Source organism: Streptomyces fulvoviolaceus (assembly GCF_000718165.1).
GTDB classification, from domain to species: domain Bacteria; phylum Actinomycetota; class Actinomycetes; order Streptomycetales; family Streptomycetaceae; genus Streptomyces; species Streptomyces fulvoviolaceus.
Genome location: NZ_JOEY01000100.1, coordinates 15,048 through 30,032, shown reverse-complemented (window position 1 = coordinate 30,032; position 14,985 = coordinate 15,048). Strand labels below are relative to the sequence as shown.

Annotated in this window: 11 protein-coding genes; 5 read left to right on the top strand and 6 right to left on the bottom strand. The window is 71.5% G+C overall.

Annotated features, from left to right (window positions below; all coding sequences use genetic code 11):
• Positions 1-975, top strand: a 975-nt coding sequence (locus tag IG08_RS0151490; protein WP_030621384.1) for a protein phosphatase 2C domain-containing protein, incomplete at its 5' end; no start/stop codon positions are given.
• A gap of 73 nt (positions 976-1,048) precedes the next feature.
• A complete protein-coding gene (locus tag IG08_RS0151485) occupies positions 1,049-2,791 on the top strand; it encodes a pyruvate dehydrogenase (protein WP_030621383.1) in 1,743 nt (580 codons plus the stop codon).
• Positions 2,792-2,798: 7 nt separating this feature from the next.
• On the opposite strand, the gene IG08_RS0151480 is transcribed toward IG08_RS0151485, so the two are convergent.
• On the bottom strand, positions 2,799-4,058 hold the full coding sequence (locus tag IG08_RS0151480; protein WP_030621381.1) for a helix-turn-helix domain-containing protein: 1,260 nt from the start codon (positions 4,056-4,058) through the stop codon (positions 2,799-2,801).
• Between the two features lie 187 nt (positions 4,059-4,245).
• Here IG08_RS0151480 and IG08_RS0151475 point away from each other — a divergent pair, with 187 nt between their 5' ends.
• Complete coding sequence (locus IG08_RS0151475; protein WP_030621379.1) at positions 4,246-4,854, top strand: hypothetical protein; 609 nt, start codon at positions 4,246-4,248, stop codon at positions 4,852-4,854.
• A gap of 67 nt (positions 4,855-4,921) precedes the next feature.
• On the opposite strand, the gene IG08_RS0151470 is transcribed toward IG08_RS0151475, so the two are convergent.
• Entirely contained in the window at positions 4,922-7,930 is a 3,009-nt protein-coding gene (locus tag IG08_RS0151470) for an alpha-mannosidase (RefSeq protein WP_030621377.1), read from the bottom strand.
• A 228-nt stretch (positions 7,931-8,158) separates the two neighbouring features.
• On the opposite strand from IG08_RS0151470, the gene IG08_RS0151465 reads away from it, so the two are divergent.
• Positions 8,159-8,611, top strand: coding sequence for an ATP-binding protein (locus IG08_RS0151465; RefSeq protein WP_234343211.1), 453 nt, complete (start codon positions 8,159-8,161; stop codon positions 8,609-8,611).
• Positions 8,612-8,676: 65 nt separating this feature from the next.
• Here the strand turns inward: IG08_RS0151465 and IG08_RS0151460 are convergent, their stop codons facing one another.
• A complete protein-coding gene (locus tag IG08_RS0151460; protein WP_030621373.1) occupies positions 8,677-9,714 on the bottom strand; it encodes a DUF2637 domain-containing protein in 1,038 nt (345 codons plus the stop codon).
• Between the two features lie 326 nt (positions 9,715-10,040).
• A complete protein-coding gene (locus IG08_RS0151455) occupies positions 10,041-10,898 on the bottom strand; it encodes a (2Fe-2S)-binding protein (protein WP_030621370.1) in 858 nt (285 codons plus the stop codon).
• Between the two features lie 155 nt (positions 10,899-11,053).
• On the opposite strand from IG08_RS0151455, the gene IG08_RS0151450 reads away from it, so the two are divergent.
• Complete coding sequence (locus IG08_RS0151450; RefSeq protein ID WP_420823329.1) at positions 11,054-11,953, top strand: GntR family transcriptional regulator; 900 nt, start codon at positions 11,054-11,056, stop codon at positions 11,951-11,953.
• 233 nt (positions 11,954-12,186) lie between these two features.
• On the opposite strand, the gene IG08_RS0151445 is transcribed toward IG08_RS0151450, so the two are convergent.
• On the bottom strand, positions 12,187-12,960 hold the full coding sequence (locus IG08_RS0151445) for a hypothetical protein (RefSeq protein WP_030621365.1): 774 nt from the start codon (positions 12,958-12,960) through the stop codon (positions 12,187-12,189).
• 127 nt (positions 12,961-13,087) lie between these two features.
• The gene (locus IG08_RS0151440) at positions 13,088-14,761 is read right to left on the bottom strand and encodes a PucR family transcriptional regulator (protein ID WP_030621363.1); all 1,674 of its coding nucleotides are present in this window, start codon (positions 14,759-14,761) and stop codon (positions 13,088-13,090) included.
• Positions 14,762-14,985 lie beyond the last annotated feature (224 nt).

Here is a 14,985-nt window from a genome sequence, read left to right as displayed (position 1 = left end):
CTCCCGCCCACTCCCGTCGACTACGTCGGCTCCGGCCCGCCCACCTACGACGCCGAGCCCACCGCGCTCCCGCCCGCCGACCCGGACGACCTCGACGACCTGGTCCCGGACACCGTGCTGGACGGGGCCCGGTACGGGTCCTGCACGCTGCGGGCGGTCTCGGCGCGCGGCGACTCCGCCCGGTTCCGGGGCGAGCCGCGCCGGGACTCGCTGCTCACCGCCCGCTTTGGCACCGGCGAGCAGTCGCTGATCCTGGTGGCGATGGCGACCGGGGCCCGGGCCACTCCGGGCGCGCACCGGGCGGCCGCCGAGGCCTGTCACTGGATCGGCCGGGCCGTGGGCCGCAGTCAGGCACGGCTCGCGGAGGACATCAGGGCCGGCCGGCGCGGCGACCTCAAGTCGGGTCTGCACCGTCTCACCGACCGCAGCCTCGGCAAGCTCCGCGCCAGCGCCACCGAACAGGGCATCGACCCGGAGGAGTACGCGGCCACCCTGCGCTGTCTGCTTCTGCCCGCCGACCCCGAGTGCCGCACCCGGGTGTTCTTCGGCGTCGGCGCGGGCGGACTCTTCCGCCTCCGCGACGGCGAGTGGCACGACATCGAACCCCGGACCGTCGACATCACCGGCGAACCGGTCGTCGGCTTCGGCTCGCTGCCCGCCGCGACCCCCGAGGGCGACCGGCTCACGATGGACCTGGGCATCCCGACACCCCCGAGCCCATATGAACCGGCCCCCGAGCCGCCCCGCGAACCCTTCCGCTTCCGCGCCTCCGTCGCCCGCCCGGGTGACACGCTCCTGATGTGCACCGGCGGCCTGGCCGAGCCGCTGCGCGGCGAGCCCGACCTGTGCCGGTACCTCACCGGCCGGTGGTCCGAGCCCGCCCCGCCCGGCCTCGCCGCCTTCCTCGCCGACACCCAGACCAGGGTCAAGGGGTACGCGGACGACCGTACGGCCGCCGCCGTGTGGGAGGCGTGACGCCTCAGGCTGTGAATTCATGGAACCCGGAGGGACCCGAAAGACCGAGGAGACCGAAGGGGCGCTCAGAGCCATGGCCAAGCAGAACGTCGCCGAACAGTTCGTAGACATCCTCGTCCGCGCCGGAGTTAAACGCCTCTACGGCGTCGTCGGCGACAGCCTCAACCCGGTCGTGGACGCCGTCCGCCGCAACGCCGCCATCGACTGGGTGCACGTCCGGCACGAGGAGACCGCCGCCTTCGCCGCGGGCGCCGAGGCCCAGATCACCGGGAAGCTCACCGCCTGCGCGGGCTCCTGCGGCCCCGGCAACCTCCACCTCATCAACGGCCTCTACGACGCCCACCGCTCCATGGCCCCCGTCCTCGCCCTCGCCTCGCACATCCCGTCGAGCGAGATCGGCCTGGGCTACTTTCAGGAGACCCACCCCGACCAGCTGTTCCGCGAGTGCAGCCACTACAGCGAGCTGATCTCCAGCCCGAAGCAGATGCCGAGGCTGCTGCAGACGGCCATCCAGCACGCCGTCGGCCGCTCCGGCGTCAGCGTCGTCTCCCTCCCCGGCGACATCGCCGACGAGCCCGCCCCCGACAAGACGATCGAGACCGCCCTCGTCACCTCCCGGCCCACCGTCCGCCCGGGCGACGCCGAGATCGACAAGTTCGTCGCGATGATCGACGAGGCCGAGAGGATCACCCTCTTCTGCGGCAGCGGCACGGCGGGCGCGCACACCGAGGTCATGGAGTTCGCGGAGAAGGTCAAGTCCCCGGTGGGGCACGCGCTTCGGGGGAAGGAGTGGATTCAGTACGACAACCCGTACGACGTCGGCATGAGCGGTCTGCTCGGCTACGGCGCCGCCTACGAGGCCACCCACGAGTGCGACCTGCTGATCCTGCTCGGCACCGACTTCCCCTACAACGCGTTCCTCCCGGACGACGTCAAGATCGTCCAGGTCGACGTACGCCCCGAGCACTTGGGCCGCCGGTCCAAGCTCGACCTGGCCGTCTGGGGCGATGTGAAGGAGACCCTGCGCTGTCTGACGCCCCGGGTGAGGACCAAGCAGAACAGGCGCTTCCTCGACAAGATGCTCAAGAAGCACGCGGACGCGCTGGAGGGGGTCGTCAAGGCCTACACCCGCAAGGTCGAGAAGCACGTCCCCGTCCACCCCGAGTACGTGGCCGCCGTACTCGACGAACTCGCCGACGACGACGCGGTGTTCACCGTCGACACCGGCATGTGCAACGTCTGGGCCGCCCGCTACCTCTCGCCCAACGGCCGTCGCCGCGTCATCGGTTCCTTCTCCCACGGTTCGATGGCGAACGCGCTGCCGATGGCGATCGGGGCGCAGTGCACCGACCGCGGCCGGCAGGTCGTGTCGATGTCCGGGGACGGCGGATTCTCCATGCTGATGGGCGACTTCCTGACGCTGGTGCAGTACGACCTGCCCGTGAAGGTCGTCCTCTTCAACAACTCGTCCCTGGGAATGGTCGAGTTGGAGATGCTGGTGGCCGGGCTGCCGTCCTACGGCACCACGAACAAGAACCCCGACTTCGCGGCCGTCGCCCGTGCCTGCGGTGCCTACGGCGTGCGTGTCGAGAAGCCCAAGCAGCTCGCCGGCGCCCTGAAGGACGCCTTCCGGCACAAGGGCCCGGCCCTCGTCGATGTCGTCACCGACCCCAACGCCCTGTCCATCCCGCCGAAGATCAGCGCGGAGATGGTGACCGGCTTCGCCCTGTCCGCCTCGAAGATCGTGCTGGACGGCGGGGTCGGCCGGATGCTGCAGATGGCCCGCTCCAACCTGCGGAACGTGCCCCGACCTTAGTGGCGCCTCAGTTGTCGGTCACCCACTGACGCCCGGACGTGTCGTACGAGTACCGCGTCAGTCCCTTGATGCCGGTCGTGCGGAACGGGTCGCCGGCGTTGTCGATGCGGGCCGTGCCGGTGCGGCCCTGGGCGGACCAGTCCAGTTCGAGGTACCAGCTGCAGTCGCAGGTCTCGGTGCGCGCGGTGACCAGCAGCACCTCCGGGTCCTCGACGGAGACGCGGTAGGGCATCTGGATCGCGGGGATGGCGTTCTCGCCGTCGAAGCCCGCTTCCGAGTGGGCGACCGGCCGGTCGGCGTCGAGGTCCACGGAGAAGACGCGGGGCGTGAGCGCTCCGCCGCAACCGTTGTCCATGGCGTAGGAGTTGCCCTGGAACGGGGCGGCGCGCCCGACGATCCGGACGCGCAGCGCCTCCAGGACGACGGCCGTGGAGTTGCGCCCCTGCACCGAGATCTGCACGTAGGTGTCGCGGCCGTGCAGGGCGCCCTGCGCCGCCGCCCAGGGTGCGGCGTCCTGCGCGGCCGGGGGCGGCGGGACCTGCGTGGGCGGCTTGTCGATGACGTAGTCGTGACCGCAGCCCGCGTTCCAGACATGGGAGTTGACGGTCCAGGTGAAGGGATCGGCTGCTGTCGCCGGCCCGTCGGAGCCGCCGCTGCCCGACGAGGGGTCGCGGCTGCCGGAGGCCGGTGCGGAGGGCTTCGTCGAGGTGCCCTTGGCCGAGGGGGAGCGGGTGGCGGAGGAGGAAGCGCTCGGTGAGGTGGACGAGGAACGGTGAGGTGTGCCGGATGCCGTCGTTCCGGACGACTGGAGGGGGGCCGGTGCGGCGTCGTCCGCCGGGGGTCCGCCGGACGGCAGGGCCGAGAGGCTGCCCAGGGTGGCGAGCAGCGCCGCCGTGACGGCCGCGGTGACGGCGATGCGCCGGCGGCGGTACCAGGGGCGGTCGGGCGCACCCTCGGCAACGGGTTCCTCCGGCGCCTCCGCGGACTCCGCAGCCCGCGGCCGCTGCCGGGCCGCCACCGCGAGGAGCCACAGCCGGTGCAGTTCCAGGCGCTCCTCCGCCGACGCCCCGCACAGCGCGGCGAAGCGCTCCACCGGCGCGAAGTCGACGGGGACCGCGTCACCGGCGCAGTAGCGGTGCAGGGTCGAGGTGTTCATGTTCAGGCGGCGGGCCAGCGAACCGTAGCTGCGGTCCGTGCGGTCCTTCAGCCGCCTCAGTAACGCCGCGAACTCCTGCACGTCGTCCTGTGGTGGTTGTGGTGCTGACACCGATTCCCCCAGATCCGTATCCCAGGCACTCCCTGTACCTGCACGTCAGACGGGGTGGGATGGTTCCACGGTGGTGGATCCGGCGTCCCGTGTTGCGTCCGCCCGTTGTGACCGCTGATGCTCTTGGTGTCGGACCGACCATCCGGCGCCCATCCCACACCCATGGACCGACTCACGGGGGACACCCATGCCCAAGCGCACCCATGCAGGCGCGCTTACCGTACTAGCCACCACGGCCCTCGCGCTGGGCGTCACACTCGCCGTGCAGGCCGGCGCCACACCGCAGACCCGGTTCCTCTCGGCGGCCGAACTCCCACCGCATCGTTCGTCCTCCTGGACCGCCGGCCGGGTGACCGACGGGGTTCCGGTCGAACTCCGGCTCTGCCTGGACGAGACGCTGCCGGGCTACGACTCCCGGTACCGCGCGTTCCACACCGAACTCGACACCGGCGCACGCCAGCTGACGATCGGTGTGGGCAGCACGGCCAAGGCCAGCGCCCTCGCCACCCGCCTGAACAAGGAGATCCGCTCCTGTGCGACGCGCATCGAGCAGGCCGACCCGGAGACCCAGGCCGCCTACAGGAGCTACGGCAAGGTGCCGGTCGAGGAGGGCGCCCGCGTCCACGGCCTCCACACCACCACGTCGTGGGGTGCCACCGACATCCACCTCCTCTCCGTCGGCCGGGACGGCCGGACCGTCACGGTCGTCGAGTGGTCGCAGCTCGGCGACTTCGACGACGCGCCGGTGCCCGCCTTCAAGGAGACGACCGCCACCGCCGTGAACAAGCTCCACTGAGAAGCCGGGGCCGCCCTCCCGTACGGGGGTCGGGCGGGCGGCCCCGAAGGCTCCTCACGAAGGCTCCTTACGCCGGCCGAAGCCGCAGCGTGAGGATCTCGAACGGCCGCAGCTCGAAACTCAGGGGGGATTCCTGCTGCGGCCGTTCGAGCAGGTCGGTCACCTCGGCGCGGGCGACGGGGAAGTCCGCCGCCAGGGTGGCCCGGGCCCGGCCGCCCCGGGACTCGTAGAGCCGTACCACCACGTCACCGCTGCGGTCCTCGGCGAGCTTCACCGACTCGACCGTCACGGCCGGGTCGTCGACGTGCACCAGGGGCCGCACCGGCGGCGCCTCGGCCACCCGCAGCGGCAGGTTCAGGGCCAGCCCCTCGGCGACGGCGTCCCCGACGGACGCCCCGGGCAGAAGCGCGTAGGTGAACCGGTGGGTGCCGAGGTCCGTCTCCGGGTCCGGGCTGTGCGGGGCGCGCAGGAGCGTGAGGCGTACGGTCGTGCCCAGGCCGCTGTCGTGCGGGGTGCGGGTGACGTCGTGGCCGTACGTCGAGTCGTTGAGGACCGCGACGCCGTACCCCTCCTCCGCGACCCGGAGCCAGCGGTGGGCGCAGATCTCGAAACGGGCCGCGTCCCAGGACGTGTTGGTGTGCGTCGGACGGTGCACATGGCCGAACTGGATCTCCGCGGTGGAGCGTTCGGCGTGCACGTCGAGGGGGAAGGCGGCCTTGAGCACCTTCTCGGACTCCTGCCAGTCGACCTCCGTGACGACGTCGAGGCGGTGGCTCGCGGCCGTCAGCCGGATCTCCTGCGTGATCCGGGACTTGCCGAACGTCCGCGTCACCCGGACCGAGGCGCGCAGCGGTCCGTCCTCCACCAACTCCACGGACTCCGTGTCCGTCAGGTCCGTGTGCCGGCGCCGGTAGTGCCGGTCGATGTCCCAGGCGTCCCAGGCGTTGGGGTGGTCGGGGTGCAGCTGGAGCAGGTTGCCCGGGCCGCACAGGACCTCCCGGTCGGCGGCCAGGTCATGGACCGAGGCGAGCAGGCCGTAGGCGTCGATCCGCACCCGCAGCCGGTGGTTCTCCAGGACGATCGCGTCGCCGTCCCGTGCGGCCCGGACCTCCTCGGAGGCGGCGCCCTGCACCGGAGCGGCCCCGAGCCCCGGCACCGTCACCAGCCGGTGGCCGACCACTTCCGTGCGCTCGTACGGCGAGGCGTTGAACACCGCCGTCCCGCCCGGCCCCAGCGCCCGCATCGCCTCCGCGGTGATCTCCTCCAGCTCCGCCAGCACGCGCGCGTACGTCTCACGCGCCTCCCGGTGCACCCAGGCGATCGAGGACCCCGGCAGGATGTCGTGGAACTGGTGCAGCAGCACCGTCTTCCACAGCCGGTCCAGTGCGTCGTACGGATAGGCGTACGACGGGACGCGCACCGCCGCCGTCGTGCACCACAACTCGGCCTCCCGCAGGGCGTGTTCCGAGCGCCGGTTGCCCTGCTTGGTCTTGGCCTGGGTGGTGTACGTGGCCCGGTGCAGCTCCAGGTACAGCTCGCCCGACCACACCGGGGCCTGGCCGCCGTACTCCTCCTCGGCGGCCGCGAAGAAGGCGGACGGCCTCTCGACGGTGACCCGCGGTGACCCCTCCAGGGAGCGCAACCGCCGTGCCTTCTCCAGCATTTCGCGGGTCGGACCACCGCCGCCGTCGCCCCAGCCGAACGGGACCAGGGAGCGGGTGGCGCGGCCCTTGTCGGCGAAGTTCTTCTCGGCGTGGGCGAGTTCGCGGGCGTGGAGCTGGGAGTTGTAGGTGTCGACGGGCGGGAAGTGGGTGAACACGCGCGTGCCGTCGATGCCCTCCCACCAGAAGGTGTGGTGCGGCATCCGGTTGGACTGGTTCCAGCTGAGTTTCTGGGTCAGGAACCAGCGGATTCCGGCCAGTTTCGCGAGCTGTGGAAAGGCCGCGGTGTAGCCGAAGGAGTCCGGCAGCCAGACCTCCTCCGTCTCCACGCCCAGCTCCTCGGCGAAGAACCGCTTGCCGTGCACGAGCTGCCTGGCCAGCGCCTCGCCGCCGGGCATGTTGGCGTCCGACTCCACCCACATCGAGCCCACCGGGGCCCAATTGCCGTTCTGTACGGCCTGCTTGATCCGTTCCCAGATGTGCGGCTGGTGCTCCTGGACCCAGGCGTACTGCTGGGCCTGTGAGCAGGCGAAGACCAGTTCCGGATAGTCGGCGGCGAGCGCGGTGACGTTGGCGAAGGTGCGCGAGGCCTTGCGGACCGTCTCGCGCAGCGGCCACAGCCACGCCGAGTCGATGTGGGCGTGCCCGGCCGCGGAGATCCGGTGCGCGCTCGCCGACGCGGGCCGGGACAGCACCTCGGCCAGGGCGGCGCGGGCCGCGGTCGCCGTACCGGAGACGTCGTGCAGGTCGAGCGCGTCGAGCATGTCCTCCAGCGCCCGCAGGATCTCGTGCCGCCGGGGCCGGTCCATGGGCAGCTCGTGCATCAGCTCCGACAGCACCTCGACGTCGAGGACCAGCTGCCACACCTCTTCGTCGAGTACGGCGAGGTCGGCAGAGCGGAATCGGTAGATCGGCCGATCCCCGGCGGTCAGGACGTCGCCCAGATGAGTAGGTTCGAAGCCGTGCAGGACGGCCGGGTTCGCCGCCGCCTCCAGGAGCAGATGCACCGGCTCGCCTCCGCTCGCCGGGGCCCCGATCGTCAGGTGACGGTTGCGCGGGTGCACCCCTTTCAGGGGTACACCTGCGGCGTCGTACAGCATGCCCTCCGCCTGGAAGCCGGGCCCGTCACCCGTGAAACCGGGGTCGATCACCGCCTCGACGTGCCGGCCCGCCCATTCCTCGGGCACCCGCCCCTCCAAGCGGAACCAACTCGTCGACCAGGGCTTTCCCCATTCCGTTCCGATGCCGAAGGGCTCGTACGCCGCCTGCAGCGCCTGGTCCGCCGGTACCGGCTCGCCGGGCACATGCCACACGGACAGAACCAGCGGTACGCGCGCCGCGTACCGGGCGGGCCGCACGAACTGACGCAGGGCGCGCTCCAGGCGCGCTTCCACCAGCAAGCGGTCGTCGTGCACGGGGTCTCCTCGGCGGATCGGACGGCGCTGTCCACGTTTCATCTACCCGTCTCGGAAGGTCGCATCCGCCGCCGTAAGCGTGGCCGAACACCTGGTCGTTGACGATTCGACATGACTGGCGCATGAACCACGGGGCATGGATCCCCGTGAACGTGTTCGAGTAGGAGGGGTACCGACATCGGAACGCGGGCGGGGGTCATGAAGAGGCAGGCACGAGGAGGCGGTCCCATGGCAGTAGGGGCCTTCTCGGCGGAGACAGTGGAGGACACGGCCGACAGCGCCAAGGAGCGGGCGCAGGCGCCGCAGCTCAGGCGCAGACTCGAGCGGGCGGACCTGGGGGCGGTGCCCGAGACACGCAGGGCGCTGAGGGAACTGTTACGACACTGGGGGAGGCCCGGACGATCGGAGATAGCGGAACTGCTCACCAGTGAACTCGTCACCAACGCGCTCGTCCACACCGATCACGACGCGGTCCTGACGGCCACCGTGGGCCCGCGCGGCCTCAGGGTGGAGGTGCGGGACTTCGTCGCCCGCAGGCCCCGACTGCGCGTACCGAACGCCGACGACGGTACGCACGGCAGAGGCTTGGTCCTGGTGCAGTCCCTCGCGGACGCCTGGGGGGTACGGGCGCACGGCGTGGGGAAGGCGGTCTGGTTCGAGCTGGACGCCGGAGCCGTGTGAACGGGCTCTTGAACGAGAAGGGGGCGTGACCGTATCGGTCACGCCCCCTTCTCGGTGGTTCTTCCCTAGCCGAACTGCTGCTCAAGGTCCTTGAGCTTGCGCTCCAGGGAGTCCAGACGCGGCAGGGCCATTGTGTCGTCCTCCGCGGTGAGGTCGACGCTGAGCGAGTCAGTGCCGTGGCGGACCGGCTGGAGAGAGGGACGCGCGCGTACGGGCAGCTGCTCCGTGGTCGATATAGCAGGCTCCGCGGAGACTCGGTCCGAGCCTCGCTCCAGCGCCTGCGTCTCCGCCGGGTGGCCGCCGCCACGGCCGATGAAGCCGCGGTGGCCCCGGCTGATCGCCTTGAGCTGCGCCCGCTCCACACGCTGCTCGCCGCGTCGGCGCAGTCGGGCCGCTTCCTTCTCACGCTGGTCCTCGCGGACCTCGTCGACCGCCTCGTCGAGGCTGCGCACGTTCTCCAGCAGCATCAGCGACCAGGCCTTGTACGTCTCACGCGGCGCCCTCAGCCAGCGGACCACGCGGATCTGCGGCAGCGGTCGCGGCACCAGACCCTGCTCGCGCAGGGCGGCCCGGCGGGTCTGCTTCAGCGCGCGGTCGAACAGGACGGCGGCCGACAGGGACATGCCGGAGAAGAACTGCGGCGCGCCCTCGTGGCCGAAGCCCCTGGGCGCGTGCACCCAGTTGAACCAGGCCGCGGCGGCCGCGAACGTCCACACGAGTATCCGGGAGCCGAGTGCCGCGTCACCGTGGCTGGCCTCGCGTACCGCGAGCACCGAGCAGAACATCGCCGCACCGTCCAGGCCGAACGGGACCAAGTACTCCCAGCCGTTGGACAGGTTGAGGTTCTGCTGGCCGAAGCCGACCAGGCCGTGGAAGGAGAGGGCGGCTGCCACCGCCGCACAGCAGAACAACAGCACATAGGAGGCGGTGCCGTATATGGCCTCCTTGCGCCGACGGCGCTCCTCGCTGCGCTCCCACGAGTCGTCCTTCGCGTGCTCCCCGGACCGCTTGCTCCGCGCGAGCACCGCTACCGCCGCCAGCACGCCCAGGAGCAGTACGGCGCCCGGAAGCAACCAGTTCAGCGATATGTCGGTCAGTCTCATCTGGGGTCCCTTGCATTGGGATAGGGCGTAACGCCCGCCATAGTGGCCCAATCACAACGACCCTCAGGCGTTTTCGGGGCAAGAGGCCGCCAAGGAAGTGCAAGGGGATGCCCAGGGCGGCGTTCTGCTCGAACTGCCGCGTGAGGGGCGGGAGTTGAGTTCGAATAAGACTACCCGTACGGGTGGTTCCACGGAAAGTTCCTGCGGCAAGTGAGGAAGTTGTGAATTACCTGTAACCGTGGGGTCATCTCAGTCGCGAGTGATCTTACGGGAGGGGGTGGCGGGGTCCGTGAGGGGGGTGGGCCTGTCCGTGTTCTGACACGGCCTCAACTGGCCGCGGCCGCCGTGAGCTTGGTGATTCGGTCCGCGTCGCAGGTGCGCGGACAGGTGGCGCAGGTGTCGTCCGGATCGAGTGTGTAGTACATGCAGCAGCTCGCCCGGTCGCGGGTGGGGAGTGGTTCGTTGTTCGGGCCGGTGAGTACGCGGAAGGCCGGGGTGCCGACGTACGGCTTCGTCGTGCCCGGCAGGAGCCGGTCGAGTTCGCGCTCGGCTCGGCGCTTCTCGTGCTCGCCGAGCTGTTCGGCCACGAACCAGAGCCCCTCGACTATCTCGTCCGTCACCATGCCCCAGAGTGCGCGGCCGCGGCGGCGCATACGGGGGCCGAAGGCTGTCAGTACCGGCTCCATGTGTTCGGCTATCGCGTCCCGGAGCTCGGCGCGCAGCGCCTCCTCGTCGGGGACCGTGCGGGCGCCGGGGAGTGCTGCCGCCGGGTCGTCCGGGAGGCAGGCGAAGGGGCCGGGGCGTACCGCGAAGGCCATCGGGCCTTCGGTGCGGTCGTACGAGACGTGTGTCACGGGGTAGCGGGGGACCCTGCGGTGCAGGAACCACGGTGCGGTGAAGAGGAGGCAGGCCGGCCAGGCGTAGCGGTGCAGACCGAAGCTCGCGATGACGTCGGGGCGGGCCTTCTGGTTGTTGTCCCGCTGGACCTGTTCGTCGTCCCAGGCGAGGAATGTGTCGAGTGCCTCGTCGTCCTCCGCGAGTGCGGCGGCGGTGACCCAGCCGCCGGTCCGCGGGGGCTGCTCGCCGGTGTCCAGCTCCGTGACCGTCAGTCCCGGGAAGGCCTTGGTCATGCGCGCGTAGGCGGCTGTGACGGCCGAACGGGGGGCGGGCAGCGGTATGGGCATGCGGGACCACCGATTCGCGATTGTCTAGAGGTAAGGCTTACCTTACCCAACATCGTCAGGATTTGAACTGAAGCGTTCTGCGCCTAAGGTGCTTGACGGGTGAGTAACAACCCGCCGTAATGACCCCAAGTACCGACACGTCCGGAGGAGGAGCCGTGAAGCAGGGCGCGCAGGGCTCCGCCGCGGGGGTGGCGTGGGTGCCGCCGCAGGTGCGGGCCGCGGATGTGGAGCGGGAGCGGAGGGCCGGGGGCGATGCCGTCGCTCGCGGTGAGCACACGCACAGCGAGCAGCCGATTCCCTTTCCCGGTTCCGAGCGTCCGCGGGCCGTGGTGCAGCGGGCCTCCGTGCGGGGGCAGATCCTCGACGCGTTGCGTACCGCGCTGGTGGCGGGGGAGCTGCGGCCCGGTGAGGTGTACTCGGCGCCGGCGCTCGGTGATCGGTTCGGGGTGTCGGCGACGCCGGTGCGGGAGGCTATGCAGCAGCTCGCGCTGGAGGGGGCTGTCGAGGTCGTTCCCAACCGGGGCTTCCGGGTGGTCGAGCGTGGGGCGCGTGAGCTGGCGGAGCTGGCCGAGGTGCGTTCGCTGATCGAGGTGCCGGTGATGCTGCGGCTGGCCCGTACGGTGCCCGCCGAGCGGTGGGCGGAACTGCGGCCGCTGGCCGAGGCGAGTGTCCGTGCGGCGGCCTCCGGGTGCCGGGCGACGTATGCGGAGTCCGACCGGGCGTTTCACCGGGCGATGCTGGCCCTGTCGGGCAACGAGCAGCTCGTCCAGATCGCGGAGGACCTGCACCGCCGGGCGCAGTGGCCGCTGGTGGGCGGGCCTGGCTCTCGGGGGCGGGCGGAGCTGGTGGCGGACGCGGCGGAGCATACGGCGCTGTTGGACGCGTTGATCGCTCGGGATGTGGATGTGGTGCGGTCGTTGGTGGGGGACGGGGCCGTGCCGGGGGGTGTCCGTCCTCGGTCGGGCGGTGCTGTTTCTCCAACTGTGCTCTGCCGGACGCCCGCCGCTGCGGGCGGACACCCCCCGGCACGTCCCCTTGCCGCCGTGCGCGGCTGACGCCCAGGCCTGCGCCGGGTTGCTCGCCGTGCGCGGCTTACGCCCACGCCCGCGCCGGGTTCTCGCCGTCGGCGGCTGGCGCTCATGCTCGTGCCGGGTTGCTCGCCATCGGCGGGCGCGGCAACGCCCTTCTTTAGGGGCGCGGGGAACTGCGCGACCAGCCACGACGGCGCCGCGGACGTCCTACGACCTCACGTGGCACCGCCAGCGGCGCCCCGCCGACCCCGGTCAGTTCATGCCGTTGCCGCCGGTGGAGCCAACTGGTGGGCCAGCCATGTGGGTACGCCCCCCAGCAAGCGGTACAGGCGCCGCGCCTCCTCGCGGAGTCGGGAGGCCTCCGGTTCCACCTCCGCGTCCGCCAGGGAGGCCAACGCGGGGGCGGTGCCTACGAGGTAGCCCAACTCCTCGCGGATGCGCAGGGATTCGGCGAAGCCGTGGCGGGCCTCCGCCAACTCCCCGTCCCGTAGGGCGAGTCCGGCAAGGTGGCGCCAGGTGAAGGAGAGCAGGAGAGGGTCGGCGTGGGCCGTGGCACCCGCGTGCGCCCGCCGGTACGCCGCTCGCGCCGCCTGGGGCGAGTGGGCCAGGTTCTCCGCCAGCAGGCCGCGGCGGAAGTCCAGCAACGCCCGCTGGGGAGCCCCCGGAGGGATCAGTGCCGCCGCCCGGCCCAGGGCCGCCCGTGCCTCGTCGGCGCGGTCGCGGACGCCGTGGAGCGTGGCGGCGTAGGCAAGTTGCCCGCGTTCACAAGCGGCCGCGCCCCGTTCGTCGTCGCCGTGGGCCAGCGCCTCGGCCGTACGCAGTGCGTCCTCGGCCTCGCTCCAGCCCTGCTCGGTGTACAGGCACCGTTCGATGAGCAGTGCGGTCCGTTGGAGAGCGGCCGGCGCGGTGACCGGTTGGAGCAGGGCGGCCGCGTCGGCCCAGCAGGCCCGCGAGCGCAGCCGCCATACCGCGGTCTGGAGTGGATCGTCACCGGCGGTCGTTCCGTTACCAGACATGGCGGTATGCGCCACGTTGCCCTCCCCGAGCACGCCATTGAGCTATGAGTGGTGGCCGCATCTCAGCATGGATTCCGTGGCGCGGCCAAGGGGGTGGGTGAAGGAATTCACAAAGTCGTGGGGCAGGTCGGGGGTTGAGGTTTCAGCTCATGCGTAGTGCCAGGAAGAAATCCAGCTTGTCCTCCAGGCGTGACAGGTCACGGCTCGTCAACTGCTCGATCCGGCCCACCCGGTAGCGCAGCGTGTTGACGTGCAGGTGGAGACGGGTCGCGCAGCGGGTCCAGGAGCCGTCGCAGTCGAGGAAGGCCTCGAGGGTGGGGATCAGTTCGGCGCGGTGGCGGCGGTCGTAGTCGCGGAGGGGGTCCAGGAGGCGGGCGGTGAACGCCCGGCGGACGTCGTCCGGCACGAAGGGGAGGAGCAGGACGTGGGAGGCCAGTTCCTGGTGGCCTGCGGCGCAGACGCGGCCTGGGCGGGCTGCCGCTACTCGGCGGGCGTGGCGGGCCTCCTCCAGGGCGCCTCGCAGGCCCTCCGCCGAGTGGACCGACGCGCTGACGCCCAGGGTGACGCGGCCGTCGTCGTCCAGGCCGGCCGAGAGAGGATCCCGTACCGATTCCAGGAGCAGGTCGGCCAGGATGCCTGCTTCGGAGCCGTCGTGTTCCGAAGAGACCGCCGGGAGCGGGACCAGCGCGATCGCCTCGTCGCCCATGTGGGCCACCGCGATGCGGTCGGAGGGTTCCGGGCCCGTGGAGAGCGGGTCGACCAGGATCTCCTCCAGGAGGGACTGGGCCACCGGGCCTCCTTCGACGTCGCCGCCCTCCCACTCGACCCGTGCCACGACCACCTGCCAGTGCGGGGCCGCGCCCAGGCCGGGGAGCAGGACGGGGGCCGCCACCCGCAGGCGTGCGGCGATCTCCGCGGGGGCGGCTCCCGTCTGGACCAGTTCCAGGACCTCCTGGGCCAGGCGGCGGCGGACCGTGCGGGCCGCGTCCCTGCGATCGCGCTCGACCGCGATCAGCTGGGTGACCCCCTGGAGGAGGTCCAGGCGCTCCTCCGGCCAGTCCCCGGCGTCCGCCTCCACGGCCAGCAGCCAGTCCGACAGCACCGTCTCGCGCACGTCCCGGGAGGCCTGCGCGGAGCGGCCGCTGCTGCGGACCGGGAAGAGGGAGTACGTCGACGAGCCCAGGGCCACGCGGTGGGGGCCGCGCCTGCCCGTGCGGGCCGCCGCCAGGTGCTCCGCGGCCAGCTTCGCGCAGATGTCGGCGGGCAGGCCCGCGCCCGGCGCCTTCGGGCCCGCGATCAGGCGGCCGGTGGGCGACAGGACCCAGGCCCGCAGGTCCAGGTCCGAGCCGAGCAGGTCCAGGACCACGTCCGGGCCGCCGCCCGCCGGGCCCGAGGTCATCATCCGGCGGTGCCGGTCGACCACGGCCGCCAGGTCCCCGGCCCGCTCGCCGCTCACCTGTCGTACGACGTGCTCGGTGATCGTCGCGAACGCCACCGACTCGTTCACCGCGAAGAGCGGCAGATGGTGGCGGACGCAGGCCAGGACCAGGTCGTCCGGGATGTCGCCGAGCTCCGCCTCGCCGGCGGCCAGCGCGGCCACTCCGGCGTGCACGAGGAGTCGTACGAAAGGTTCCGAGTCGGCGGCGTCCCGGCGCCAGGCCAGGCCCGTGAGGACCAGTTCCCCGCCCGCGAGGTAGCGGCTGGGGTCCCGCAGGTCCGTGGTCATCACACCCCGCACGGTGCGATCCAGCTCGTCCTCGCCGCCGAGCAGCCGCAGGCCCAGCGCGTCGGTGTCCAGCAGTGCGCGCAGCCGCATTCTCGTCGCCGCCGTTCTTTGTCTCGAAATCTACGATGAACTATGAGGGTCGTGTGGTCAGGGGGACCGTCCGCGGGGGTGGCGAGCGCTGCTCTCCGCCTCTCGGGCTGTGTCCCAGGTCACGCGTACTGTGTCGCGCGTTTCCACAGGAGAACGAGGAGGTTACTGATGACCTCCGTTCATACGAATCTACAAGATGACGGCCCTGGCCAGCCAACTCCTTC